A 21,889-nucleotide genomic window follows, 5' to 3' on the forward strand; every position below is an offset into this window, starting at 1 on the left:
GTAAGTCTTGCATGACTTATTTGGATAGCTTTTTTTATTTTTTTTGGAAGCGTGGTGCTACTTTTCCGTTTTTTCGATCGCGATGCAGTAAAAATCCAGCGAAAAAACCAAAGCCTATGACGAAGAAAATGACACCAACTACAAATTGCAGCCATAAAAATGGGAATGGTGAAATAAGCTTACCAAATAATGTATCACGCATAAATTTAATGCCACCTGCAGCCATAAGACCTGGAATAAGCATTACAATAAATGCAGCTAAACGGGCCATGTATACCCCTCCTTATTCCTATGATTAATTTTACCTGTGGATGGGGGAATGTCAAGGAAGGGTATAAACCAATATAATATTTTTAGCTAAAAACGTGACAGGACAGAAAGTAGCAATTGTAACTGAATGTTTAGAAAATTCTTACTTAAATAAGAATATGTAATAATAGTTGCGAAATTGTGAATTTGTCAGTATTGTAAAAATAAGTGGAGCAATATTATCCATTACTAAACAATTTCTTCTTTAAGTATTAGGGTCTAAACACCTACTACCGAATAGGAGCTCAGAATTTGCTGAGTGAGGACGCTATGAAGATTAGATTGTTAGATAAAACTTGATTGGATGGGCATTTGGGGATGCACTTTCCAAAGCAAAGGGGCGAGTTTCATGGAAATCTTCAAGTATATGGAAAAGTATGATTACGAACAATTGGTATTTTGCCAAGATGAAGCATCAGGGTTAAAAGCGGTTATCGCTATCCATGATACAACACTTGGACCAGCACTAGGTGGAGCACGTATGTGGACGTATGCGTCGGAAGAAAATGCAATTGAAGATGCATTACGTTTAGCACGAGGAATGACTTACAAAAATGCTGCAGCTGGTTTAAACCTTGGCGGTGGAAAAACGGTCATTATCGGTGACCCATTTAAAGATAAAAACGAAGAGATGTTCCGTGCGTTAGGTCGTTTCATTCAAGGATTAAATGGCCGCTATATTACAGCTGAAGATGTAGGTACAACGGTATCAGATATGGATTTAATCCATGAAGAAACAAATTATGTAACAGGAATTTCTCCTGCATTCGGTTCTTCAGGTAACCCATCTCCAGTAACAGCTTATGGTGTTTACCGTGGTATGAAGGCAGCTGCAAAAGAAGCATTCGGTTCAGACTCACTAGAAGGATTAAAAGTTTCTGTACAGGGTCTAGGAAATGTAGCCTACAAGCTTTGCGAGTATTTACATAATGAAGGGGCAAAACTTGTTGTAACAGATATCAATCAGGCAGCTATTGATCGAGTTGTTAATGACTTCGACGCGATTGCAGTGGCACCAGATGAAATCTATGCGCAAGAAGTAGATATCTTCTCACCTTGTGCATTAGGGGCAATTTTAAATGATGAAACAATTCCGCAATTAAAAGCGAAAGTGATTGCTGGATCTGCAAATAACCAATTAAAAGATTCACGTCATGGTGACTACCTACATGAATTAGGTATCGTCTATGCACCAGATTATGTAATCAATGCTGGTGGCGTTATTAACGTTGCGGATGAATTATATGGCTATAATCGTGAACGTGCAATGAAACGCGTTGATGGCATTTATGATAGTATTGAAAAAATCTTTGCTATTTCAAAACGAGATGGCATTCCAACATATGTGGCAGCGAACCGCTTAGCTGAGGAACGTATCGCTCGCGTAGCAAAATCGCGCAGCCAATTTTTAAAAAATGAAAAAAATATTTTACACGGTCGCTAATTTAGACAGTTGATACATGAAGAGAAGTCGCATTGTCGACTTCTTCTATTTTCAACAAAGAAATTAGGGCTTTAATGAAGTAAAGCTAAAGTTTTTCTAAAGCACTGACTGTTAAAAAATCACGTGGTTATTGTTTAATAGAATCCTTTAGCACTTTTCTCAATAGGGGGAATAAACATGGCTCAAAATTATGATGTTGTCATTTTAGGTGGAGGTACAGGTGGATATGTTGCAGCCATCCGAGCTGCTCAGCTAGGCTTAAAAACAGCCATTGTAGAGCGTGAGCGTTTAGGAGGTACATGCTTGCATAAAGGCTGTATTCCAAGTAAAGCGTTACTCCGAAGTGCCGAAGTATATCGTATGGCTAATAAAACAGCTAGCGAATATGGTGTCGATATTGAAGGTGTAACATTACAATTTGACAAAGTTCAAGCTAGGAAACAAGCAATCGTTGAGCAATTAAGCCAAGGTGTGAATACACTGATGAAAAAAGGTAAAATAGATGTTTATCATGGTACAGGGCGAATTTTGGGTCCATCTATTTTCTCACCTATGCCTGGTACAATATCTGTAGAAATGTCCAATGGCGATGAAAATGAAATGCTTGTGCCTACGAATGTTGTCATTGCAACGGGCTCAAAGCCTCGTGGTATGGCAGGGTTAACGATAGATGGGCAATATGTGCTGAATTCAGACCACGCATTACAGTTAGAAAGTTTACCAAAGTCACTCCTAATCGTTGGTGGTGGTGTTATTGGAATTGAGTGGGCATCTATGCTATGCGATTTTGGTGTATATGTAACAGTAGTAGAATATGGTCCATCCATTTTACCAGCTGAAGATGCGGACATCGTTAAAGAAGTGACGAAACAACTTGAGAAACGAGGCGTTCGTATTGTTACGAATGCTCGCTTAGATACAAATACATTCAAAATTGAAAATGATAACGTTTTCATTTCTGCGCAAGTGAATGAAAAAGAAGAAGTTTTTGAGGCTGATAAACTATTACTTTGTGTAGGACGTGAGGCGAATACGCAAGGTATTGGTCTAGAAAATACAGAGATTGAAGTGGAAAATGGCTTTATTAAAGTGAATGGTTCCTATCAAACGAAAGAGTCTCATATGTATGCCATAGGAGATGTGATTGGTGGCTTACAATTAGCGCATGTTGCTTCTCATGAAGGGCTTTCAGCTATTGAGCATATAGCAACAGGGAAAACCGAGACATTGGATGCACTAAAAGTACCGAAATGTGTTTATTCCTATCCAGAAGTTGCTAGCATTGGATTAACAGAAAGTGCTGCTAAAGAACAAGGATTTTCATTAAAGATTGGTAAATTCCCGTTTAAGGCCATTGGTAAAGCATTAGTAAATGGAGAGACAGAAGGCTTTGTCAAAATTATTGCTGATGAAGAAACAGATGATATTTTGGGTATTCATATGGTAGGGCCTCATGTAACAGATTTAATTGGTGAAGCATCCTTAGCAAAAGTGTTAGATGCAACACCATGGGAAATTAGTCAGGCAATTCATCCACATCCATCCTTAAATGAGGTGTTAGTGGAATCTGCTCTAGCAGTGGATGATCGCGCTATCCATTTTTAATTTTCTGAATTTCATAACTAACATATCCAAATGTGGGGATATAGGATAAGATAGTTATTTCTCTATAATACGAAAGGGGTGTTCGTATGCAAGATGTTCAAATCAAACATGAAGATTTAGGTTTGTCAAATGAAGATGTACTTGCTATGTTCGAAACAATGTTAATGGCCAGAAGACTGGATGAGCGTATGTGGTTGTTAAACCGTTCTGGTAAAATTCCGTTTGTAATTTCCTGTCAAGGTCAAGAGGCGGCACAGGTTGGAGCAGCCTTTGCACTGGATAAAAGTAAGGATTATATTGCACCTTATTATCGTGATATGGGTGTTGTTTTACATTTTGGTATGACACCAAGAGAACTGATGCTATCTGCGTTTGCTAAAGCAGAAGATCCAAACTCTGGTGGCCGTCAAATGCCAGGCCACTTTGGTCAAAAGAAAAATCGTATTTTAACAGGTTCATCTCCTGTTACGACTCAAGTTCCACACGCAGTGGGCGTTGCACTTGCAGGACGTCTACAAAATGAAGATTTTGTTTCTTTCGTTACGCTTGGTGAAGGTTCATCCAACCAAGGAGACTTCCATGAAGGAGCGAACTTTGCAGGTGTGCATAAGCTACCAGTCATTATTATGGTAGAAAACAATCAATATGCGATTTCTGTGCCAGTAGAGCGTCAACTAGGCTGTGCAAAAGTATCTGATCGTGGGATTGGCTATGGAATGCCAGGAGTGACCGTGGATGGGAAAAATCCGTTACAAGTGTATAAAGTGGTGAAAGAGGCTGCAGATCGTGCACGTAATGGGGAAGGTCCAAGCTTAATCGAAACAGTCACTTATCGTTTAACAGCCCATTCTTCAGATGATGATGACCGTCAATACCGTACGGCTGAAGATATTGCAGAAGGCAAAGCAAAGGATCCAATTGTATTATTTGAAAAGTATTTAATGGATAGTGGCGTGATGACGGACGCGATACGTACTGAAATCGAAGAGCGTGTTATGGCAGAAGTAAATGAAGCAACTGATTATGCTGAAGCGGCTCCATATGCACAACCAGAGCATGCACTTAAATATGTTTATGCACCAGTGGACGGAGGTGACATGTAATGGCAGTAATGTCTTATATTGATGCGATTACATTAGCAATGAAAGAAGAGATGGAACGTGACGAACGAGTTTTCATTTTAGGAGAGGACGTTGGTCGTAAAGGTGGTGTATTCAAAGCCACTACTGGGCTATACGATCAATTTGGTGAATACCGCGTGCTTGATACACCGCTTGCAGAAAGTGCAATAGCTGGTGTGGGTATTGGTGCTGCGATGTACGGTATGCGTCCGATTGCTGAAATGCAATTTGCTGATTTTATTATGCCAGCTGTCAATCAAATCGTCTCAGAGGCAGCCAAAATTCGTTACCGTTCTAATAATGACTGGACTTGTCCAATGGTCATCCGCGCACCTTTTGGCGGAGGTATTCACGGGGCACTTTATCATTCACAATCCGTTGAAGCACTTTTTGCTGGTACACCTGGTTTGAAAATTGTCATTCCATCAACACCGTATGATGCAAAAGGCTTATTGAAAGCTGCTATTCGTGATGAAGATCCAGTATTATTTTTCGAACATAAACGTGCCTATCGTTTAATTAAAGGGGAAGTACCACTAGATGATTACACATTGCCAATTGGTAAAGCAGATGTAAAACGTGAAGGAGATGACGTGACAGTCATTACCTATGGTTTAGCAGTCCACTTTGCTTTACAAGCGGCAGAACGCCTAGCTGCGGATGGTATTTCCGCTCATATCCTTGACTTGCGTACAGTTTACCCTCTGGATAAAGAAGCGATTATTGAGGCTGCAAGTAAGACAGGTAAAGTATTGCTTGTCACAGAGGATAATAAAGAAGGTAGTATCATGAGTGAGGTTGCTGCAATTATTGCAGAACATTGTTTATTTGAGCTTGATGCACCAATTCAACGTCTAGCGGGACCTGATGTGCCAGCCATGCCATATGCACCAACGATGGAGAAATATTTTATGATTAATCCTGATAAAGTGGAACGTGCTATGCGAGAACTTGCTGCGTTCTAATAGATTACAACAAGGCTGAACGAAAAAATAAAAGCCTCAGACGGAACAACAGATTTTGACTTTGCACATATGAAAGTCAAAATCTGTCTAAATGCCTATCTACGTTTAATGTTTTTAGCGCTGCATCAGGTACAATGACGCCTAGGCTTAATTGATGGGAGGAATAAAAGATGTCGGTTCAAAATATTACAATGCCACAGCTCGGCGAAAGTGTAACAGAAGGTACAATTGAAAAATGGCTTGTAAAGCCTGGAGATACAGTTAAAAAGTATGATCCATTAGCAGAGGTTGTTACTGATAAAGTAAATGCTGAAATCCCGTCATCATTTGAAGGGGTTATCACGGAGCTACTTGCGCAAGAAGGTCAGACATTACCAGTTGGAGCAGTCGTTTGCTCGATTGAAATAGCGGGAGAAGGTGAATTACCAGCACCACCACCTGAAAAAAAATCAGCGGTAAGTACGGCTATTTTAAATGCAGGTGTTCAAAAGAAACAGGAGGCACCACAGCAGGTAGCAGCTCCAGTATCTGCACCAAAAGAGGCACGTACGGGTAAAGTACGTTATTCACCAGCTGTTCTTCGACTTGCACAGGAGCATGATATAGCTTTAGACCTTGTAACAGGTACTGGCGAGGGTGGTCGTATTACACGAAAAGACCTGTTAAAGCTCATTGAAACAGGTAATATCCCAACGGCAAATGATGTAGCACAAGCAGCTCCAACCGTTCAAACGACATCAGCACCTACAGCAGCTTCTGCACCACAGCAACAAGTGGAAAAAGCAGCTGCACCTGTACAACCTATTCATCCAGGAGATATCGAAATTCCAGTGACGAAGATCCGTCGTGCCATTGCGAATAATATGGTGAAAAGTGTACATGAAGCGCCGCATGCTTGGATGATGATGGAAGTGGATGTAACAGATTTAGTGACTTATCGTGATAGCTTAAAGAATGAATTTAAGCAAAAAGAAGGCTTTAATCTTACATATTTCGCCTTCTTTGTAAAAGCGGTTGCTCAAGCTTTAAAGGAATTCCCAATGCTGAATTCGATGTGGGCGGAAGATAAAATCATTCAAAAACATGACATCAATATTTCGATTGCAGTAGCAACGGATGATGCCTTATTTGTACCTGTTATAAAACACGCAGATGAAAAATCCATTAAAGGAATTGCGAAAGAAATCAATGAACTGGCTATCAAAGTTCGTACAGGAAAATTAGCAATGGATGACATTACTGGTGGTACATTTACAGTGAATAATACAGGTGCATTTGGCTCTGTTCAATCAATGGGCATCATCAATTACCCACAAGCAGCGATTCTACAAGTGGAAAGTATTGTAAAAAAACCTGTTGTTTTACCAGGTGGAATGTTTGCTGCACGTGATATTGTGAATTTATGTTTATCATTAGATCATCGTGTGCTTGATGGACTTGTCTGTGGTAAATTCCTAAATAGAGTAAAAGAAATACTCGAAAATACAAATAAATCTTCAACGTCAGTCTACTGATGACTTGTCGGAAACCTGCTGTATAAGGGTTTCCGATTTTTTTTATGCTTTTCGAGTCGCAATTTGTCATGTAGAATAACAAATAGAAACTACTAAGGGGGGAAGCTGATTAAGCGTCCGCATGTCAAACAACATGAAAAATATTGAATTTGAAATACCAGCCTATTCAGACTGGCAAGATGCAGCAATCAAAGCTTTAAAAGGGAAACCATTTGAGTCACTATTCACAAAAACAAATGAAGGTGTTACACTACAGCCGCTTTACACGCAAGAAAGTTTAGTAGCTAAGCTTGGAGAAGAGCTTGATTTACAAGTTGCCACAATCCGTTCCCTACAAAATGATCAAGTATTTCAGGTGGCACAACAAATTCACGCTGATTCAAGCGAAGCTTTTTTTGCACAGCTTGAGGATAGTCTAGCTCGAGGCAATGAAGTTATTACGATTGATAGCCGAGTGAGCTTTGCTTGGACAGAAGAAGTATTGGTCAAATTAGCATCATATTTCTCAGAATATTCGTTTAAAATTACTATTGAAAATTCAAAAGACCCATTATTAGCAGTATTCGACAACATTCCAGTAGATCAACAAGAAGCCATTAAAGGTTACATTATTTCAAAAGACCCTATCACTTTGACTGCATTTCCGAACGTGCGCTCAGTCAGTGCAGACACAACGGTTTATCATAATGAAGGTGCTAACGCTATACAAGAATTAGCCTATGCACTTGCATTAGCAGCCAAATTTGCAGAACAAGAAGAAAGCTTTGAAGCGTTCTCGAAGAAATTCTTTGTATCATTTGCCATTGATACACAATTCTTTACGGAGATTGCAAAGCTACGTGCTTTTAAAGTACTTTGGAAAGCGTTCTCATCCGCTTATGGCGTAACAGATCATATCAAAATCCCTACTGTTGCTGAAACATCATTAAGAAGCTTTTCTAAATTAGATGTGTATGTAAATTTATTACGCTCTTCAAATGAAGCGCTTTCTGGTTTAATCGGTGGTGCTGATCTCTTTACGGTTCATCCACATGACGTGTTAACAAAACCTACGGATCAATCCATTCGTATCGCTCGTAATGTATCATTAATTTTAAGAGAAGAAACAAATGTCTTAAAAGTAAAAGATCCAGCAGGGGGCTCTTACTTTATCGAGTCGTTAACAGCAGATTTTGTGAAAGAAGCATGGGCACTATTTTTAGACATCCAGGCAGCTGGCGGTATCGATGAATATACAGCCTCTGGCAAGCTTGCAGAAGAAGTGGAAGCATCCTATCAAAAACGCATCAAAGCTGCCCAAACACGTAAGCAATCATTAATTGGAACGAATATTTATGCTAATCCAGCTGATATTCTTGAACAGGATACAAATCCATTATTTGCTGATATTAAGCGTATCGCTGCTCCATTTGAGGACTTACGTGCAGACATGACAGCAGCAGATGTAAAAACAGGTATTTTAGCATTAGGATCATTAAAAAGCTCTAAACCACGCGCAGATTTTGTAGCGGGCTTCTTAAACACAGTGGGTCTTGTACCAGAAAAAAGTGAGCCAGTGACAACTGTAGAAGAGGCAGTAGCTTGGCTGAAGGCGACAGAGGCTAAGTATGTAGTGATTGCAGGCAATGATGATGATACAAAAGCATTTGTATCAGCCATTTTAGCTGAAAAACCAGCGAATGTGCTTGTAGATGTAGCGGGCAAATTTAAAGACGAAGAAGAAGCATGGTTAGCAAATGGCTTAAACGGCTTTATTTTCGCAGGACAAAACATCATTGAAAAATTACAGTCCGTGTTTGCGAGCATGAAGGAGGTCCAACGATGAGCAAGCCAAATTTTAATGCAGTAGAAATAGAAAAGGTTTTAACAGCTGAAGCACCTCAAGCGTCTGAAGACAAGTTCATGACAAATGAGGGGATTGAAATTAAAGATATTTACACAAAAGAAGATATTAAAGAGGCTAAACATCTAAATGATGTGGCAGGGATTGCACCCAACACACGTGGACCATACCCTACTATGTATGTAGCACGTCCATGGACGGTTCGGCAATACGCTGGTTTCTCAACTGCTGAAGAATCCAATGCCTTTTACAAACGAAATTTGGCCATGGGACAAAAAGGTCTTTCTGTCGCGTTTGATTTAGCAACACACCGAGGCTATGACTCTGATCATCCACGTGTAACAGGGGATGTAGGAAAAGCTGGGGTTGCGATTGACTCAGTTGAGGATATGAAAATCCTTTTCGATCAAATCCCGTTAGACCAAATGTCTGTCTCAATGACAATGAATGGTGCCGTATTACCCGTCCTTGCATTCTATATTGTAGCAGCAGAAGAACAAGGGGTAACGCCAGATCAATTAGCTGGTACCATTCAAAATGATATTTTAAAAGAATACATGGTGCGTAATACATATATTTACCCACCAGCTATGTCAATGAATATCATTGCAGATATTTTTGAATATACAGCGAAGTATATGCCAAAATTTAACTCTATTTCAATTTCGGGTTACCATATTCAAGAAGCAGGCGCAACAAATGACATTGAGCTTGCCTATACATTAGCAGATGGCTTGGAGTATGTACGAACAGGATTAAAAGCAGGCATTGATATTGATGCATTTGCACCTCGCTTATCGTTCTTCTGGGCAATTGGTATGAACTATTACATGGAAGTTGCTAAAATGCGTGCAGCACGTCGTATTTGGGCACAAATGATGTCTACGTTTAACCCGAAAAATCCAAAGACATTAGCATTACGTACGCACTCCCAAACATCTGGCTGGTCATTAACTGAGCAAGATCCATTTAACAATGTTGCACGTACTTTAATCGAAGCAAATGCCTCTTCGATGGGACATACGCAATCCCTTCATACAAATGCATTAGATGAAGCGATTGCACTTCCAACAGATTTCTCAGCACGTATCGCGCGTAATACACAGTTATTTTTACAAGAGGAAACAGCGATGACAAAAGTCATTGATCCTTGGGGTGGTTCGTACTACGTAGAGAAATTAACAGAAGAAATTACGAAATCTGCTTGGGCGTTAATCGAAGAAATTGAAGCGCTTGGTGGTATGGCTAAAGCGATTGAAACGGGACTTCCAAAAATGAAGGTTGAGGAAGCTGCAGCAAAACGTCAAGCGAAAATTGATTCTAAAACAGAAACGATTGTTGGCGTGAATAAGTATCGCTTAGCAAAAGAAGAGCCAATCGATATTTTAGATATCGATAATACCATTGTTCGTCAAAAACAAATTGAACGTTTAGAAGCGATGAAGGCAGCTCGTGATGAAGCGGAAGTTCAAAAACATTTAGCTCGCTTAACGAAGGCGGCTCAAGATGGAGAAGAAAACCTGCTAGCGGTAGCAGTGGATGCAGCGCGCGCTCGTGCTTCTTTAGGTGAAATATCTGATGCGATTGAAGCAGTTTCTGGTCGTCATAAAGCGGTCATTCGTTCGATCTCTGGTGTTTACTCTGCAAACTTCTCTGATGAGGAGCAAATTGCGGAAGTGAAACAAATGACAGAAGAATTCCTTGAAAATGAAGGTCGTCGTCCGCGTATTTTAGTTGCTAAAATGGGACAAGATGGACATGACCGTGGTGCAAAGGTTGTCGCAACTGGTTATGCAGATTTAGGCTTTGACGTAGATATTTCTCCATTATTTATGACGCCTGCTGAGGCTGCTCAAATGGCTGTTGAAAATGATGTTCATGTTATTGGTGTGTCTTCACTAGCAGCAGGACATAAAACATTAGTGCCTGAATTGATAGCTGAGCTTGAAAAACTAGGTCGTGAAGATATTATCATTATTGTGGGTGGTGTTATACCAGCACAAGATTATGATTTCCTTTATAATGCTGGTGCAGTAGCCATTTTCGGACCAGGTACAGTGATTCCTGTATCCGCACAAAAAATTATTGAAGAAATCTACAAACGTTTAGGCTATGAGGAAGTGTCTGAATAATGGACAAAAATAAAGGAATGGAAGAAAGTGCGCTATTTGTCATGGACGGAGTAGAGGCGACTCACGACGGGATGCAATATGGTACACCCAAAAAGTTCCGAAAGAAAAAGGCAGACACTCTAAATGTAGGAGAGCTTGCACAACAAGTACGTGCGGGCTCTCGCACACATTTATCAAAAGCCATTACCCTCATTGAAAGTTCAAACGCTACCCATAAAGTACAGGCACAAGAACTATTGCAGGAGCTTCTTCCACATACAGGCAATAGTATCCGAATTGGCATAACAGGTGTGCCTGGGGCAGGAAAAAGCTCATTCATAGAGGCTTTCGGTACTATGCTTTGTGATATGGGGAAACGAGTTGCTGTTCTTGCCATTGATCCAAGTTCTTCTCTATCGGGAGGAAGTATACTTGGCGATAAAACGCGTATGGAAGAGCTCGTTAAGAAGCCTAGTGCATTTGTGCGTCCATCGCCATCGGCAGGTACCCTAGGGGGTGTTCACAAAAAGACACGAGAAACCATGTTAGTTTGTGAGGCAGCAGGCTATGATGTGATTTTAATTGAAACAGTGGGTGTTGGACAAAGTGAAACCTATGTCCGTGGCATGGTTGACTTCTTCCTGCTTCTTGTTTTAACAGGAGCGGGGGATGAATTGCAGGGCATGAAAAAAGGCATTATGGAATTAGCAGATGCAATTGTCGTGCATAAGGCGGATGGTGATAATGTACGTCTAGCTAAAAAAACGGTTGCAGAGTACAAACAAATTTTGCACTTTTTACAGCCTGCTACACCTGGTTGGATGTCAACTGCCATGCCTGTTAGTTCACTAGAAAATCGAGGACTTGATAAGGTTTGGGAAACAATTGGGGAATTCAAGCAAATCGTAGAAGCAAATCACTATTGGGCTACCCGACGCCAGCAACAAACAAAAGAATGGTTCCAATCGATGATTACCGATCATTTAATAGATATCTTTTATGGAAACCCGCAACGTAAAGCACAAGTACAACAGCTTGAACGTCAAATTTTAAGTGGACAGTTGACAGTTACACAAGGTGTGGATCGTTTATTTAGCGAGGAGCAGGAAGACAAGTAAACGAGTCTTATTGAAATCGTAGTAATTTCAACTGAAATGTGTTGAGCAAGTAGGTGCACAAATTGCTTGCAAACTGCTATGATAAGAGATGGATAAGCGTCAAAAATCTACTATCTGAAATATAACTAAATTGGCGCGAACTTGAAAGGAGCTATCGCTATATGAATATGGATTACGATTTATTTATGCAGGAAATTTTAAAAACAGCACGTGCTGAAATTGAGGCAGCTGGTTATGAACAATTAACAACACCAGAAGCTGTAGAAGAGGCGTTTGCTCGTCCAGGTACAACATTAGTAATGGTGAACTCAGTGTGTGGTTGTGCGGGTGGTATCGCTCGTCCAGCAGCAGCACAATGCGTTCATTATGATAAACGTCCAGACCATTTAGTAACAGTGTTTGCAGGGCAAGATAAAGAGGCAACTGCAGCAGCGCGTTACCATTTTGGAGAAGATCATCTACCTTCATCACCATCATTCGTTCTATTAAAAGACGGACAAGTTGTCGCAGAAGTGGGACGCTATGAAATTGAAGGGCATGACCCAATGTCAGTTGTGACAAATTTACAAGCAAACTTTGAAGAATATTGTGACGAGCTTTAAGTCTATTCTTGCATAAGAAAAATCATTTTCAATCAAGTAGAAAAGCCTCATAGATCATGCTATCTATGTAGGCTTCCTACTGATCCTCATGTATAGGTAGTTTCATTATTATTAAAATTTTTGTAATATTGGCTAAATAATTAGCTGAATGAGTGAAGAGTACTAAAGGATGGGAGGCAGTCGGCCTGAAGAAGTTTTCAATCGGCTATCGAACTTTAAAAACAGCAATTGGTGCGGCCATCGCTATTGCCATTGCACAGTATTTTGATTTAGCCTCATATGCATCTGCTGGTATTCTAACCATATTATGTGTGCAGCCAACAAAAAAGAAATCCATTTATGCAGCCTATACACGATTGGTTGCAAGTATTGTAGCAATGCTTTTTGCCTTTGTAAGCTTTGAGTTATTTGCTTATCATCCACTTACACTAGCAGGCATGCTTATACTCTTTATTCCTACTATTGTATCTTTAAAGGTTGCGGATGGATTTATCTCCAGTGTCGTGATTATTATGCATATTTACGCTGCTGAAGGTTATTCATTAACACTTGTTTATAATGAATTAGCGTTGATGGCTATCGGTTATGGAACAGGGATTGCCATTAATATGTATATGCCAGACATTCAAAAGGAATTAAATTACTACAGAGTCAAAATAGAGGAGCTATATAGTAAGATTTTTTTAGAAATTGCCAGCTATTTACGGCAAGGAGATACGTTGTGGAACGGCCAAGAAATTATCGATGCAATCAAAGCACTAGAAGAGGCAAAATCATTAGCGTTTAAAGATGTTCAAAACCATTTTACAAGACGTAAAAATGATTACTATGTATATTTCGATATGCGAGAGCAGCAGCTAGAAATTATCGAAAGAGTGCTACCCAAAGTGACGACATTACCTGTTATAGTACAAGAGGCTGAAATTGTGGCAGATTTTTTACAAGACCTAGGTGAGCATGTTCATTCGGGGAATACGGCTAGTCAGTATCGCGAAAAACTCGAACATGTTAAGCGCGATTTTTCTCAGCTTCCTTTACCACAAAGCCACGAGCAATTTATCGCTCAGGCAGCCCTCTATCAGTTTATAGAGGAAATGGACAGGTATTTAGAAATAAAGCAGTCATTTAAAGGGTTAAAGGCTAAAAAAGAGCGCCCACAGTAGTGTGGACGCCTCGTGCTTTGCCTTAAATTATCATAGATAATCCGAATGCTAGAGATGAGATTAGCATAATTGCGATCATACTATAAATAACGACTTTTTGAAATTTTTTATTACTCATATGCTCGTTCGCTCCTTCTTTTCTTATAAATAGTTTAGCAAATCTGAAAAATTTCTCAAGTAGTAGAGTTTTGACAAAAAAGTCTGTAAAATAGAGTATGTACCATAACAGAAGGAGATGTCACCATGGAGAAAGTAGACCATATTGGGATTGCAGTGCGCGATCTTGATGAACGCATTACATATTATACAGAAACTTTGGGCTTAAAGTTGATGAAAGTGGAAGAAGTAGAATCTCAACAGGTTCGTGTGGCATTTATCGATGCAGGGAACGTGAAAATCGAGCTATTAGAACCAATGAGTGATAAAAGTGCCATACATGGTTTTATTGAAAAACGTGGAGAAGGAATTCATCATGTTGCGTTTGGTGTGACGGGAATTCGTGAACGAATGGCAGAGCTTCGTGAAAAAGGTGTACGTCTCTTATCCGAAGAGCCAGGGCCAGGTGCTGGAGGGGCAGAGGTTGCGTTTATGCATCCTAAATCCTCATTTGGGGTGTTATATGAATTATGTGATAAAAGTGGAAAAGGGGATAAGTGATTAGTATGGATATGTTCGACAAAATCAATGACTTGTATGACCGTAAAACGGTAATTGAACTTGGTGGTGGCTATGATCGCATCGATAAGCAGCATGAGAAGGGGAAACTTACTGCTCGTGAGCGTATAGACTTGTTGCTAGACGAAGGTACATTTTTCGAAATCAACCCATTTATTACACATCGTACAGTAGACTTCGGCATGGAAAAAATGGAGGGACCTGGTGATGGTGTCGTAACTGGATTCGGTAAAATTAACGGACGTCCAGTATACTTATTCTCTCAAGATTTCACAGTGTTTGGTGGGGCGCTTGGAGAAATGCATGCGAAAAAAATGGCAACAGTGATGGATCTAGCTGCTAAAAATGGTACACCATTTATCGGCATCAATGACTCAGGCGGTGCACGTATTCAAGAGGGTGTTCTTTCATTAGATGGCTATGGTCATATCTTCTACCGAAATGCCATTTATTCCGGTGTGATTCCACAAATCTCTGTGATTATGGGACCTTGTGCTGGTGGAGCTGTTTATTCTCCAGCTATTACTGACTTTATTCTAATGGTGGATAAGACATCTCAAATGTTCATTACAGGACCTAAAGTAATCGAAACGGTAACAGGAGAGAAAATTTCTGCTGAAGATTTAGGTGGTTCGAAAGTAAATAATGCGGTCAGTGGGAATGCTCATTTCCGTGCTCCTTCTGAAGAGGCAGCGATTGATGAAATTAAAAAACTATTAAGCTACTTACCACAAAACAATAAAGAAAAGGCGCCTCGTCAAGCTAGACCTGAAGGGGATGACTATCGTCCAGAAATCGTAGATACAGTACCAATCGAAACAACACGTCCATATGATGTACGTAAAGTTGTTGAGCAAGTAGTGGATGAAGGTTCGTTCATGGAAGTACATGCAGAGTTTGCTAAAAACGTAGTTGTCGGTTTTGCACGTATTGCTGGCGAATCAGTTGGGCTTGTTTGTAACCAACCAAAAGTTCTTGCTGGTGGCTTAGATATCGATTCTTCTGATAAAGCTGCTCGTTTCATTCGTACTTGTGATGCATACAATATCCCAATCATCACATTTGAAGACGTTTCTGGCTTCTTCCCAGGTGTTAAACAAGAACATGGTGGTATTATTCGTCATGGTGCGAAAATTCTTTATGCTTACTCAGAAGCGACTGTTCCAAAAATTACAGTGATTTTACGTAAAGCTTATGGAGGCGCTTACGTTGCCTTAAACTCTAAATCAATTGGTGCTGACCTTGTATTTGCATGGCCAAATGCTGAAATTGCTGTTATGGGTGCTGCTGGCGCAGCTAACATCATTTTTGCCCGTGAAATTGCAAAATCAGATGACCCAGAAGCAACTCGTGCAGCAAAAATCGAAGAATATAAAGAGAAATTTGCTAACCCATATGTTGCAGCATCTCGCGGTATGGTAGACGACGTAATCGATCCACGAGATACACGTATCAAGCTGATTCAAGGACTTGATATGCTGTCAAACAAACATGAAACACGTCCAGAGAAAAAGCACGGTAATATTCCTCTATAATAGTCATACAAGCCTAGCAGCTCAAAAGTTGCTAGGTTTTTCATTGCCAAAAAGTGAAACATTTTTGTATGTCATCCGTACTGATAGATATGAGGAGTTGAGATGAATGGAATGGCAGCAATTACAAACAGAGCAAGAAAAGATTCATGCACAACTTAGAAAAGCATCTAGATTAAACGAACAAAATCAGTTAATTGATGGGCAAATTAAACATACACAACAGGAAATAGACACTCATACAGCAGCACTCCACCAAATTCGATCCAAACTTGATAAATTGGATGGTTTCTCGTTTATGAATATGATTCGTACGTGGACAGGGCAACAAGATGAACTGAGGGCAGAAAAAATTGATAAGGCGGCAGTACTTGAATTAAAGCTGAATGAAGCAAAGAAAATGCAAAATGATTTAGCAGAGGACAACGTGCAAGTGATGAATCAGCTTGCCCAGATTGATGAAAATGCGCTACAGCAATCACTTCAACAGGTCTACCTTAAAAAGAAGAAGTATTTACAGATTCATGATGCTGCCCAAGCAGAAAGGCTAGAGCATTTAGCACATGAGGAAATGCTAACAAAGCAGCTCATTAGAGAAATTAAAGAGGCGGAGGAAGCGGGAGAAGTAGCTCTTACAAGGCTAGGGCAAGCAGCAGCTTCATTACATTCGGCCAATGGATATTCCACATGGGATACATTTTTTGGCGGTGGGCTGATTGCTACGCACTTAAAGCATGATGAACTCGATCAGTCTGAAAACTATTTACATAGTGCTCAAATTGCGTTACAACGGTTTCATAATGAATTATTAGATGTTCATGAAATGTCTACGAAATCGCTGCATATTGAAACAGATGGGTTTGTTAAGTTTGCTGATTACTTTTTTGATGATATTTTTTCAGCATGGTCTGTTCATTCTAAAATCTCTACAGCAAGGGAACAGGTCTCGCGTGTTCAAGATGATGTACATAATACGATTTGGCGCTTACAGGATAAACATAATAAAGCTGTCAACTACCTACAATCATTAGAAAAAGAAAAAGAGCTTATTTTCAATGACTAGGGAAAGTCTGAGATTTTTCTCAGACTTTTTATTTTGGTAGTATTGTTCAATGATTTCAACTCTTCTGACGTTGTGCTAAAATGATACATATACTATAACGTGGAAATACACGTAAACTAAGGGAGTTTTACAACATGACAAGTCGTTTAGTAGAAGAGTTTTTTGAGCTCGTACAAATTGATTCGGAAACAAAACATGAACAACTAATAGCACCAATTCTTGTAGATAAGTTAACTGCACTTGGATTTTCAGTGATTCAAGACGATGCACATACGCGTAATGGACATGGGGCAGGTAATATTATTGCCACATTAAAAGGCACATTGGATGTAGAGCCAATCTATTTCACTTCTCATATGGATACTGTCGTTCCAGGAAAAGGCATCAAACCGTCTTTACGTGAAGATGGCTATATCGTATCAGATGGTACGACGATTTTAGGTGCCGATGATAAAGCAGGACTAGCTGCTCTATTTGAGATGGTCAAACGTTTGAAAGAGCAAAATATTGCACATGGCGATATTGAATTTATTATTACGGCTGGTGAAGAAAGTGGCCTTGTTGGCGCTAAAGAGTTAGATCCAGCTAACATTAAAGCAAAATATGGATTTGCGGTTGATAGCGATGGTAAAGTTGGTGGTATCGTGACAGCAGCACCATTCCAAGCGAAAATTTTCACAAAGATTATTGGAAAAACGGCACATGCAGGGGTTGCTCCTGAAAAGGGCATTTCTGCCATAACTGTCGCATCAAAATGCATTGCTCAAATGAAACTAGGTCGTTTAGATGAAGAAACAACAGCGAATATTGGGCGTTTTGAAGGTGGACAAGCGACGAATATTGTTTGTGACGAAGTGACAATCCTTGCAGAAGCACGCTCTATAGACAAAGCTAAATTGGATGCGCAAACAAAGCATATGCAAGATACGTTTGAACAAGTAGCTGCTTCTTTAGGCGCACGTGCAGAGGTAGAAGTGAAGCTAATGTATCCAGGCTTCCGTGTAACGGAATCTGATAAAGTAGTTCAGGTAGCTATGGCTGCTGCACGCAATATTGATCGTACACCGACACTAGGCATTTCTGGTGGAGGCTCAGATGCAAACGTCATCGCAGGCTTTGGTATTCCTACAGTTAATTTATCTGTTGGATACGAGGATATCCATACAACAAATGAAAAAATACCAGTAGAAGAACTTGAAAAATTAGCAGATTTACTAGTAGAAATCGTCAAAGAATCGGCGAAAAACTAACAGTCGAATAAGGATGTGACCCTATGGAAAGTGTCAAAGCAGTCGTTTTTGCTTGTGGGACAGAGGAGTATGCTGTACCTGTGGAGCAAGCGATTTCAATTGAAAAATTAGAGCAAGTAACACCTATTCCTCATTTACCTAACTATCTTCTAGGCTTTACAAGAATTCGCGGTGAGCTTGTACCTGTTCTTGATTTTGAACGCATACTGTACAATCGTTCATCGAATACAGCAACTGCTCGTATCATTGTGTTGAATACAGATGTTGTTAATTATGGATTACTTGTTACAGAAGCACGTGAAATTCTTGATTTCGATGAATCAGTACTTCAGCAATTGGGTCTAGTCAATTATAGTAAAACACGCTATTTTACTGCGGTAGCTAATCTTGAAAATCGAATGATAACATATGTTGATCCAAAAATACTGGTTAATTCATTAGAGGGAATTAGGGAAATTATCGATTATTTACACAAAATGCTTGAAAATGAAAAGGAAAACGTAGAGGCTTAAGTACTCTACGTTTTTTTATGTTTGAATAGTAAATTTAACCTGTATTTTGTCGTTTTTACCTGATCATACATGTGACAATTATGCATTATACCTACAGACAAACAATTACTAACCGCGTATGATAATGATTAAGAAAAAACTGAAAAAGGCAAACTTCACCGAAAGGGAGGGACGCAAAGCCATGAGTCTAAACACTATAATTTCAGTGCAAGATTGTCAGGTTGCCAGGTTCTGTTCTAGGAGCCGTGGCGAGTAGAATGGAGTTAGTTCGTATGAAGAGACAATTAAAAGTATGGACCGCACTAATCGTCATCATGATTAGTTCATTAGCTTTATCAAGTGGAAAGGTTGATGCAATGTCTATACAGGAAAAGGCTACTTGGCTGTGGGATACATCCCTCATCATGGATGACCAAGAAAAAATATTATTATTTTTAGAACATAACGATGTCAATAAAGTTTATCTGCAAATCGATCAAGGCATAGCGAGCAATGACTATAAGCATTTTATTAGTAACGCTTCTCACAGAGGTATTCGCATTTATGCATTGGATGGTGCTGCAAGCTGGGTTTCAGCTGAGGGTAGTCGAAGCCAAGACGAATTGTTTAATTGGTTACATACATATAATGAGAATTCAACTGAATCTGAGCAATTTTCTGGGGTTCATCTTGATGTAGAACCTTATTTAAATAGTGGATGGAGCTTACATCAAGCACAAACGATAGAATCCTATCAAACACTAATAATGAAAGCAAGTGAGAAAGCAAGTCAGTTACAACTTACTTTAGAAGTAGATATGCCATTTTGGTTTGATGAAGTTCAGTATAATAACCAATTTGGAAAAGGGTTATTAGCTGATTGGGTCATTGACCATACGGATAGTGTGACGATCATGGCCTATCGTGATGCTGCAAAAGATATTATCTCTATTGTAGAACATGAAATCGCTTATGCTTCCACTGTGAATAAATCAATTGTAATTGGTGTAGAAACAGGCGCTTCAGAGGAAGGGGAAAATATTACTTTTTATGATAATGGAGAAGCCTTTATGAATGAACAGCTTATACTTGTTCAGCAACATTTTTCAAATAACGATGCTTTTCATGGAGTAGCCATTCATTATGTGGAGAATTGGATGACCATGCGTCCATAAAAAAAGTCCTTCCAGTGTTAAACTGGAAGGGCTTTTCTATTGGTATTAGGACAGTCGACCACTGTAGTCCTCGAATTTAAATTCACGAATGACTTTAATACCTTCTTCATCATTATAAGAAACGATAGATGGTAAGTTGACACCGTTAAACATATGGTTTTTCACCATTGAATAATGAGCCATATCTGTGAATACAAGACGATCACCTGGTTTTAATGGCTGTTCAAACGAATAATCGCCAATCACATCACCAGCTAGACATGTTAGTCCGCCTAAGCGATATGTGTGTGCTAATTCATTTGCTTGTCCAGAACCAATAATCATTGGACGGTAAGGCATTTCAAGTACATCAGGCATGTGACATGTTGCTGATGTATCTAAAATAGCAAGATCCATTCCATTTTCTTGAATATCTAGCACCGTTGCTACTAAATAGCCTGTATTAAGGGCTACTGCTTCACCTGGCTCAAGATAAACAAGCAGGTTATACTTTTCTTGAATATAATTAATGATGTTCACAAGTTTTTCTACATCATAATCATCACGTGTAATATGGTGACCGCCACCGAAGTTTAACCATTTCATTTGGTGTAAAACATCACCAAATTTTTCCTCAACTACTTCAATAATACGCTCTAATGTATCAGAATTTTGTTCACACATCGCATGGAAGTGTAAGCCATCGATACCATCAAGCTGTGATTTATCAAAGTTAGCCAATGTTGTACCAAGGCGAGAGTTTGTGTAACAAGGATCATAAAGAGCTGTTTCAATTTCAGAGTATTCAGGATTCACACGAATACCACATTCAATTGTTTTACCAGCAGATTTAACTTTATCCTTGAACTGAGCCNNGCCAAGACGTGCCTCATGCAGTGAGCTAGATGTAATGCCCGCTAAATATTCCCCTACTAGTGGGAATGTTGAATGCATAGAGAAGCCTTTAAGGGCTAATAAAATGCGGCAGCCTGTTCGATCTTGAATTGATTTTAAAAGCTCAAGATTCTTTGTTAATAATCGCTCATCCACTACATAAGAAGGGGATGGAACTTTTGAAAAATCAATTGGTTTCATCGGCTTAATTCCTTTGCATCTAAATCAAGGTCTAATAATTCTGGGTTATGGCTTTCTTGCCATGGTAGACCCCATTTATTTAGTGCATCCATGAATGGATCTGGATTGAAATCTTCCACATTCCATACACCTGGTTTACGCCATTCACCGTTCATCACAAGCATTGCACCGATCATAGCTGGTACGCCAGTTGTGTAAGAAATCGCTTGTGAACCAACCTCGTTGTAGCACTCTTCGTGGTCACATACGTTGTACACATAGTACGTTTTTTCTTTGCCATCTTTTAGACCGCGAATGATACAACCGATGTTTGTTTTACCTTTTGTACGTGGTCCAAGTGAAGCTGGATCTGGTAATACCGCTTTAAGGAAGTGGATTGGTTGAATCATTTGCCCTTCGAATTCGATTGGCTCAATTGATGTCATACCTACGTTTTCTAACACTTTTAAGTGTGTTAAGTATTTTTCAGAGAACGTCATCCAGAAGCGGATTTGTTTTAAACCTTTGATATTTTTTGCAAGGGATTCAAGCTCTTCATGGTATAGAAGGTAAATATCTTTTGGTCCGATTTCAGGTAGGTTATACACTTCTTTTTTCTCAAGTGGTGCAGTTTCAATCCACTCGCCTTCTTTCCAGTAACGACCATTCGCTGTAATTTCACGAATGTTAATTTCTGGGTTGAAGTTTGTTGCGAAATGATATCCATGATCTCCCGCATTGGCATCCACGATATCGATATAGTGGATTTCATCAAATTCATGTTTTTGTGCATGAGCTGTGAAAACGCCTGTTACACCTGGGTCAAAACCGCTTCCAAGTAATGCAGTTAAGCCA

General features: G+C 39.6%; 20 protein-coding genes and 1 riboswitch. Of the genes, 16 read left to right on the top strand and 4 right to left on the bottom strand.

What is annotated here, in order from left to right:
* Positions 1–34: 34 nt before the first annotated feature.
* Positions 35–271, bottom strand: a complete 237-nt coding sequence (locus tag B3D98_RS16705; protein WP_004231186.1) for a DUF2627 domain-containing protein — start codon at positions 269–271, stop codon at positions 35–37.
* Between the two features lie 387 nt (positions 272–658).
* On the opposite strand from B3D98_RS16705, the gene B3D98_RS16710 reads away from it, so the two are divergent.
* The 10 genes from B3D98_RS16710 to B3D98_RS16755 all read left to right on the top strand — a co-directional run bounded on the left by B3D98_RS16710 (position 659) and on the right by B3D98_RS16755 (position 13,795).
* Positions 659–1,753, top strand: coding sequence for a Leu/Phe/Val dehydrogenase (locus B3D98_RS16710; RefSeq protein ID WP_048392303.1), 1,095 nt, complete (start codon positions 659–661; stop codon positions 1,751–1,753).
* A 177-nt stretch (positions 1,754–1,930) separates the two neighbouring features.
* Positions 1,931–3,358 carry a dihydrolipoyl dehydrogenase gene (lpdA, locus tag B3D98_RS16715; RefSeq protein ID WP_054549169.1) on the top strand — a complete coding sequence of 476 codons (1,428 nt, stop codon included), beginning with the start codon at positions 1,931–1,933 and terminating at the stop codon, positions 3,356–3,358.
* 86 nt (positions 3,359–3,444) lie between these two features.
* Entirely contained in the window at positions 3,445–4,461 is a 1,017-nt protein-coding gene (locus B3D98_RS16720) for a thiamine pyrophosphate-dependent dehydrogenase E1 component subunit alpha (RefSeq protein WP_259950889.1), read from the top strand.
* On the top strand, positions 4,461–5,444 hold the full coding sequence (locus B3D98_RS16725; RefSeq protein WP_016993882.1) for an alpha-ketoacid dehydrogenase subunit beta: 984 nt from the start codon (positions 4,461–4,463) through the stop codon (positions 5,442–5,444). Before B3D98_RS16720 ends, B3D98_RS16725 begins: the two co-directional genes overlap by 1 nt.
* 170 nt (positions 5,445–5,614) lie before the next feature.
* The gene (locus B3D98_RS16730) at positions 5,615–6,958 is read left to right on the top strand and encodes a dihydrolipoamide acetyltransferase family protein (protein WP_259950890.1); all 1,344 of its coding nucleotides are present in this window, start codon (positions 5,615–5,617) and stop codon (positions 6,956–6,958) included.
* 121 nt (positions 6,959–7,079) lie between these two features.
* On the top strand, positions 7,080–8,783 hold the full coding sequence (locus tag B3D98_RS16735; protein WP_288584455.1) for a methylmalonyl-CoA mutase family protein: 1,704 nt from the start codon (positions 7,080–7,082) through the stop codon (positions 8,781–8,783).
* Positions 8,780–10,933 carry a methylmalonyl-CoA mutase gene (gene scpA / locus B3D98_RS16740; RefSeq protein ID WP_288584458.1) on the top strand — a complete coding sequence of 718 codons (2,154 nt, stop codon included), beginning with the start codon at positions 8,780–8,782 and terminating at the stop codon, positions 10,931–10,933. The genes B3D98_RS16735 and scpA overlap by 4 nt, the downstream gene beginning before the upstream one ends.
* Entirely contained in the window at positions 10,933–12,030 is a 1,098-nt protein-coding gene (meaB, locus tag B3D98_RS16745; protein WP_103118406.1) for a methylmalonyl Co-A mutase-associated GTPase MeaB, read from the top strand. The genes scpA and meaB overlap by 1 nt, the downstream gene beginning before the upstream one ends.
* Before the next feature lie 161 nt (positions 12,031–12,191).
* Positions 12,192–12,632 carry a BrxA/BrxB family bacilliredoxin gene (locus tag B3D98_RS16750; RefSeq protein WP_004231203.1) on the top strand — a complete coding sequence of 147 codons (441 nt, stop codon included), beginning with the start codon at positions 12,192–12,194 and terminating at the stop codon, positions 12,630–12,632.
* Between the two features lie 152 nt (positions 12,633–12,784).
* Positions 12,785–13,795 (top strand): aromatic acid exporter family protein, encoded by a 1,011-nt coding sequence (locus B3D98_RS16755; protein ID WP_081010952.1) that lies wholly within the window; start codon positions 12,785–12,787, stop codon positions 13,793–13,795.
* Positions 13,796–13,817: 22 nt separating this feature from the next.
* Here the strand turns inward: B3D98_RS16755 and prli42 are convergent, their stop codons facing one another.
* Entirely contained in the window at positions 13,818–13,913 is a 96-nt protein-coding gene (gene prli42 / locus B3D98_RS16760; RefSeq protein WP_009370219.1) for a stressosome-associated protein Prli42, read from the bottom strand.
* A gap of 125 nt (positions 13,914–14,038) precedes the next feature.
* Between prli42 and mce the strand changes: the two genes are divergently transcribed.
* The 6 genes from mce (at position 14,039) to B3D98_RS16790 (ending at position 19,981) form a co-directional block, all read left to right on the top strand.
* Positions 14,039–14,452, top strand: coding sequence for a methylmalonyl-CoA epimerase (gene mce / locus B3D98_RS16765; RefSeq protein WP_004231207.1), 414 nt, complete (start codon positions 14,039–14,041; stop codon positions 14,450–14,452).
* A 5-nt stretch (positions 14,453–14,457) separates the two neighbouring features.
* Positions 14,458–16,005, top strand: coding sequence for an acyl-CoA carboxylase subunit beta (locus B3D98_RS16770; protein ID WP_009370220.1), 1,548 nt, complete (start codon positions 14,458–14,460; stop codon positions 16,003–16,005).
* A gap of 106 nt (positions 16,006–16,111) precedes the next feature.
* On the top strand, positions 16,112–17,065 hold the full coding sequence (locus tag B3D98_RS16775; RefSeq protein ID WP_288584471.1) for a hypothetical protein: 954 nt from the start codon (positions 16,112–16,114) through the stop codon (positions 17,063–17,065).
* Positions 17,066–17,199: 134 nt separating this feature from the next.
* Positions 17,200–18,315, top strand: a complete 1,116-nt coding sequence (locus B3D98_RS16780) for a M20/M25/M40 family metallo-hydrolase (protein ID WP_048392312.1) — start codon at positions 17,200–17,202, stop codon at positions 18,313–18,315.
* Positions 18,316–18,338: 23 nt separating this feature from the next.
* On the top strand, positions 18,339–18,827 hold the full coding sequence (locus B3D98_RS16785; RefSeq protein WP_004231214.1) for a chemotaxis protein CheW: 489 nt from the start codon (positions 18,339–18,341) through the stop codon (positions 18,825–18,827).
* 137 nt (positions 18,828–18,964) lie between these two features.
* Positions 18,965–19,056, top strand: a riboswitch (cyclic di-GMP riboswitch).
* A gap of 43 nt (positions 19,057–19,099) precedes the next feature.
* Complete coding sequence (locus B3D98_RS16790; protein WP_288584480.1) at positions 19,100–19,981, top strand: amidase; 882 nt, start codon at positions 19,100–19,102, stop codon at positions 19,979–19,981.
* Between the two features lie 45 nt (positions 19,982–20,026).
* Here B3D98_RS16790 and B3D98_RS16795 read toward each other — a convergent pair whose 3' ends face one another.
* Together B3D98_RS16795 and B3D98_RS16800 are read right to left on the bottom strand one after the other, a co-directional pair.
* Entirely contained in the window at positions 20,027–21,055 is a 1,029-nt protein-coding gene (locus tag B3D98_RS16795; protein ID WP_288584483.1) for a carboxynorspermidine decarboxylase, read from the bottom strand.
* On the bottom strand, positions 21,052–21,889 hold an 838-nt coding region (locus B3D98_RS16800; protein ID WP_288584486.1), incomplete at its 5' end, for a saccharopine dehydrogenase family protein. The genes B3D98_RS16795 and B3D98_RS16800, both read right to left, overlap by 4 nt.

The organism is Lysinibacillus sp. UBA5994 (assembly GCF_002429725.1).
In the GTDB taxonomy this organism is placed as follows: domain Bacteria; phylum Bacillota; class Bacilli; order Bacillales_A; family Planococcaceae; genus Lysinibacillus; species Lysinibacillus capsici.

What these genes read in the sequence shown, in the direction of transcription:
- B3D98_RS16705 (WP_004231186.1), bottom strand. Translation starts at nt 271, where the DNA reads ATGGCCCGTTTAGCTGCATTTATTGTAATGCTTATTCCAGGTCTTATG.
- B3D98_RS16710 (WP_048392303.1), top strand. Translation starts at nt 659, where the DNA reads ATGGAAATCTTCAAGTATATGGAAAAGTATGATTACGAACAATTGGTA.
- lpdA (WP_054549169.1), top strand. Translation starts at nt 1,931, where the DNA reads ATGGCTCAAAATTATGATGTTGTCATTTTAGGTGGAGGTACAGGTGGA.
- B3D98_RS16720 (WP_259950889.1), top strand. Translation starts at nt 3,445, where the DNA reads ATGCAAGATGTTCAAATCAAACATGAAGATTTAGGTTTGTCAAATGAA.
- B3D98_RS16725 (WP_016993882.1), top strand. Translation starts at nt 4,461, where the DNA reads ATGGCAGTAATGTCTTATATTGATGCGATTACATTAGCAATGAAAGAA.
- B3D98_RS16730 (WP_259950890.1), top strand. Translation starts at nt 5,615, where the DNA reads ATGTCGGTTCAAAATATTACAATGCCACAGCTCGGCGAAAGTGTAACA.
- B3D98_RS16735 (WP_288584455.1), top strand. Translation starts at nt 7,080, where the DNA reads ATGTCAAACAACATGAAAAATATTGAATTTGAAATACCAGCCTATTCA.
- scpA (WP_288584458.1), top strand. Translation starts at nt 8,780, where the DNA reads ATGAGCAAGCCAAATTTTAATGCAGTAGAAATAGAAAAGGTTTTAACA.
- meaB (WP_103118406.1), top strand. Translation starts at nt 10,933, where the DNA reads ATGGACAAAAATAAAGGAATGGAAGAAAGTGCGCTATTTGTCATGGAC.
- B3D98_RS16750 (WP_004231203.1), top strand. Translation starts at nt 12,192, where the DNA reads ATGAATATGGATTACGATTTATTTATGCAGGAAATTTTAAAAACAGCA.
- prli42 (WP_009370219.1), bottom strand. Translation starts at nt 13,913, where the DNA reads ATGAGTAATAAAAAATTTCAAAAAGTCGTTATTTATAGTATGATCGCA.
- mce (WP_004231207.1), top strand. Translation starts at nt 14,039, where the DNA reads ATGGAGAAAGTAGACCATATTGGGATTGCAGTGCGCGATCTTGATGAA.
- B3D98_RS16770 (WP_009370220.1), top strand. Translation starts at nt 14,458, where the DNA reads ATGGATATGTTCGACAAAATCAATGACTTGTATGACCGTAAAACGGTA.
- B3D98_RS16775 (WP_288584471.1), top strand. Translation starts at nt 16,112, where the DNA reads ATGGAATGGCAGCAATTACAAACAGAGCAAGAAAAGATTCATGCACAA.
- B3D98_RS16780 (WP_048392312.1), top strand. Translation starts at nt 17,200, where the DNA reads ATGACAAGTCGTTTAGTAGAAGAGTTTTTTGAGCTCGTACAAATTGAT.
- B3D98_RS16785 (WP_004231214.1), top strand. Translation starts at nt 18,339, where the DNA reads ATGGAAAGTGTCAAAGCAGTCGTTTTTGCTTGTGGGACAGAGGAGTAT.
- B3D98_RS16790 (WP_288584480.1), top strand. Translation starts at nt 19,100, where the DNA reads ATGAAGAGACAATTAAAAGTATGGACCGCACTAATCGTCATCATGATT.